This window comes from uncultured Maritalea sp., assembly GCF_937139385.1.
Classification (GTDB): Bacteria; Pseudomonadota; Alphaproteobacteria; order Rhizobiales; family Devosiaceae; genus Maritalea; species Maritalea porphyrae_A.
In genome coordinates, this window is the sequence record NZ_CAKZPW010000228.1 from 1 (window position 1) to 2,754 (window position 2,754).

The following is a 2,754-nucleotide window of genomic DNA, read 5'->3' on the forward strand; positions in this document are numbered from 1 at the left end:
AGCGGCGCGGCCTTCAACTTTGTTGGCCAGCAAAGTCACTTTTTTACCCGCTTTGCGCAGCAATTTGGCGAAATGCTCGTCCATTGGGGTGACGCCAGCGCGCGCATCAATCATCATCAAAATGACGTCGGCTTCTTGAATGGCGGCTTCGGTTTGTTGGCGCATGCGGCCTTCAAGCGTAGCGTCATCCGCATCTTCATAACCAGCGGTATCGATAAGCGTAAAGGTAAGGTCGCCAATGCGCCCTTCACCTTCGCGCCGGTCACGGGTTACGCCTGGGGTATCATCAACCAGCGCCAGCTTTTTGCCCACCAAGCGATTAAACAAAGTGGATTTGCCGACATTGGGACGCCCAACGATCGCAACAGAAACAGACATTTTAGGGCTCCAGTAAAGCGCGTCAGATTACTCTGACGCAGCCTCGGCAGTTGGGCCAACGCCTTGCGCGGTCAATTGGCCAAGATAAAGTGAAACACGCAAACCAAGGTCTTGCGGTGTTAATGGGTCGGCGGCAATGGCGTCAAACAAAACGCGCGCGTCAACATAATTGCCGGCTTTATAATGTGCTAGGCCAATGGCTTCGCGCGCTGCGTTGCGCATGGGGTGCGTTTCAACTTGCATATCGCCAACCCGTTGGGTCACGGCAAGTGGATCGCCACCATCTACCAGCAAATAGGCTGCAAAAATTGCTGCCAATTCACGCAGGCGTGTGTCAGCAGATGTGCTCATGAGTTGGTCATAAGCTGCAACGGCTTCAGCTGTTTTGCCTTCTGTCGCCAACAGGGCTGCAGAGCGGAATTTTGCTAACACGGGGTATTGGCCCGAGCCAGAATTGATGACGTCTTGCAAAGCGGATTGGCCACCAGCAACGTCGCCGTTTTCAACAAGCTCGAGGGCTGCGGTGAATTGTTCCGCACCACGGTTGGCTGTTGAAGTCTGCCACCAGCGCCAAGCTTCATTGCCCGCAACTATGAGAATAATGACAAGGGCAACGCCAATCACAAATGGGCCAAACTGGCGCCATAGCTTGTTCATGCGTTCATTGCGCAATTCTTCGTCTACTTCGCGGAAAACATTATCTGTATCAGACATACTTGGAGCTCTTTATTCGGGCAAGTTCAGGTCGTGCACCATAGTGCGGGCTTTGGGAAAAAGCAATTTGAGAATGCAGCAAAACACCCATTTAAACCAACATTGCGATGTGAATTTGCAATCTGGGTAGATGCGAGGCAGAATCGATGGATGGATGCGCAGGAAATTGAACGGTTTGGTGGGCTTTTAAAGGATAGAAAGCACGACCTTGAACAGCAAAATCAAATGAGCGCTGAAGCGCGTGACACGGTTGCGCTTGATCAGCAGTCCGTTGGGCGGCTTTCGCGAATGGATGCAATGCAAGGCCAAGCGATGGCGCAAGCACAGGAACGCCAACGTTCAAAAGAGCTCATGCGCATTGAACAAGCCCTCACCCGCATGTAGAACGATGAATTTGGCTATTGTGTTGAATGTGGGGATGCGATCAGCAAAAAACGGCTGGAGGTTGATCCAGCCGCATTGTTTTGTCTTAAGTGCGCACAAGCGAATGAGCGCTGAGCGTTAGATTGGCGAAACGCCGATCAACCAGCCGTGCAAGAAAAACACAAAAGCTAAATAGAGTACGGTGCCGCCAACTACAGCTTTGACGTCGTTGATCCGAGGCCCAGTAACTGGGGTCGGGTCGCCCCGGCGTTTAACTGCAATGCGGTTCCATACGCTCCATGCAAGGAATGAGCTGAATAGAATAAGCGATGCTAGATCGCCATTGGCAAGCAAATGCGCGAGGGCCCAGATTTTGACCCCCACAAGCATTGGGTGCTTAAGGATGGCCTTGATTTTGCCCGCTGGGGTGCTTGATGCGGCGAGCGCTACAAAAGAAAACCACATCAGTGTCAACGTGATGTGTTTTACAAATGTTGGCGGCTCATAAATAAACATGGCGTCAGGTCTTGCCTGAATGAAACCCCAAATGATGAGGCCTAGCCCCACAAAAACGGCCAGTGCGTACGGGCCTTTCCAGCCCTTTTCACCACGCGCCGCAAGTTGTTTGTCTCGCCATTCCGGCGCAACCATGCGTATTGAATGCACGCCAAGAAATATTACAATGCCAAGTATCAACCAAAGCATTTAAGCCTCCCAATCCTTTTGTGAGCTCTCTATTTAGGTGGGCTTGTGGCCTTCCACAACCGCCTTGAGCATTTTAAGCTGAACGCTGTCGGCTTTTTTGATCACAGATTTAAGCAAAGGCTGCATAAGCACCATCAATCCCTTTGCTTCGCACGTTGCATTGAGCGTGATGCTCGTGCCTTCTCCATCAGCGTCGATTTGATAAACATAGGTCGCAGAAAAATTTCCGCGCGTCGAACGATAGGCGATCAAGATCAGTGGAACGTAATCCACCACGGGAGAGAATAGGCTTTTGCCCCCTGAGCGGTAACACAATGGGTTTTCTGGTGAAGTGTGCTCACCATTTGCCGTATGCACGTTTTCAATGGCGGGCATCCACAAAGCCATCTTTTGCGGATCGGTGAAATGCGCCCACACAACATGCACAGGCGCTGCGATTTTCTCTTCAACTGCGAAAATTTCGGACATGGTTCTCCCCCTATTTGGGCAGATTATGTCACTTATCTCGACGTAACGGTACCCGTTGGCTTAGTCAAATGGCCGATAAAACTATCGCCGTGTGTGCCATCAAACAGATTTTTGTCATTCAATATG

5 protein-coding genes and 1 pseudogene are annotated in these 2,754 nt (G+C 51.1%); 2 read left to right on the plus strand and 4 right to left on the minus strand.

What is annotated here, in order from left to right:
• On the minus strand, positions 1–378 hold a 378-nt coding region (locus Q0231_RS09720; protein ID WP_299347446.1), incomplete at its 3' end, for a GTPase.
• 27 nt (positions 379–405) lie between these two features.
• Complete coding sequence (locus tag Q0231_RS09725; protein WP_299347448.1) at positions 406–1,092, minus strand: tetratricopeptide repeat protein; 687 nt, start codon at positions 1,090–1,092, stop codon at positions 406–408.
• Between the two features lie 150 nt (positions 1,093–1,242).
• Between Q0231_RS09725 and Q0231_RS09730 the strand changes: the two genes are divergently transcribed.
• Positions 1,243–1,476, plus strand: coding sequence for a TraR/DksA family transcriptional regulator (locus Q0231_RS09730; protein WP_367274486.1), 234 nt, complete (start codon positions 1,243–1,245; stop codon positions 1,474–1,476).
• A 21-nt stretch (positions 1,477–1,497) separates the two neighbouring features.
• A pseudogene (locus tag Q0231_RS16735) lies at positions 1,498–1,590 on the plus strand (TraR/DksA C4-type zinc finger protein); the annotation flags it as partial.
• 3 nt (positions 1,591–1,593) lie between these two features.
• Here Q0231_RS16735 and Q0231_RS09735 read toward each other — a convergent pair.
• Together Q0231_RS09735 and Q0231_RS09740 are read right to left on the minus strand one after the other, a co-directional pair.
• Positions 1,594–2,160: an NnrU family protein gene (locus Q0231_RS09735; protein ID WP_299347450.1), complete on the minus strand. Its 567-nt coding sequence runs from the start codon at positions 2,158–2,160 to the stop codon at positions 1,594–1,596.
• Positions 2,161–2,193: 33 nt separating this feature from the next.
• Positions 2,194–2,628: an SRPBCC family protein gene (locus Q0231_RS09740; RefSeq protein ID WP_299347452.1), complete on the minus strand. Its 435-nt coding sequence runs from the start codon at positions 2,626–2,628 to the stop codon at positions 2,194–2,196.
• Positions 2,629–2,754: the final 126 nt, after the last annotated feature.

Excerpts from the sequence above, each read along its gene's own strand:
- Q0231_RS09725 (WP_299347448.1), bottom strand. The coding sequence starts at position 1,092 with ATGTCTGATACAGATAATGTTTTCCGCGAAGTAGACGAAGAATTGCGC.
- Q0231_RS09730 (WP_367274486.1), top strand. The coding sequence starts at position 1,243 with ATGGATGCGCAGGAAATTGAACGGTTTGGTGGGCTTTTAAAGGATAGA.
- Q0231_RS09735 (WP_299347450.1), bottom strand. The coding sequence starts at position 2,160 with ATGCTTTGGTTGATACTTGGCATTGTAATATTTCTTGGCGTGCATTCA.
- Q0231_RS09740 (WP_299347452.1), bottom strand. The coding sequence starts at position 2,628 with ATGTCCGAAATTTTCGCAGTTGAAGAGAAAATCGCAGCGCCTGTGCAT.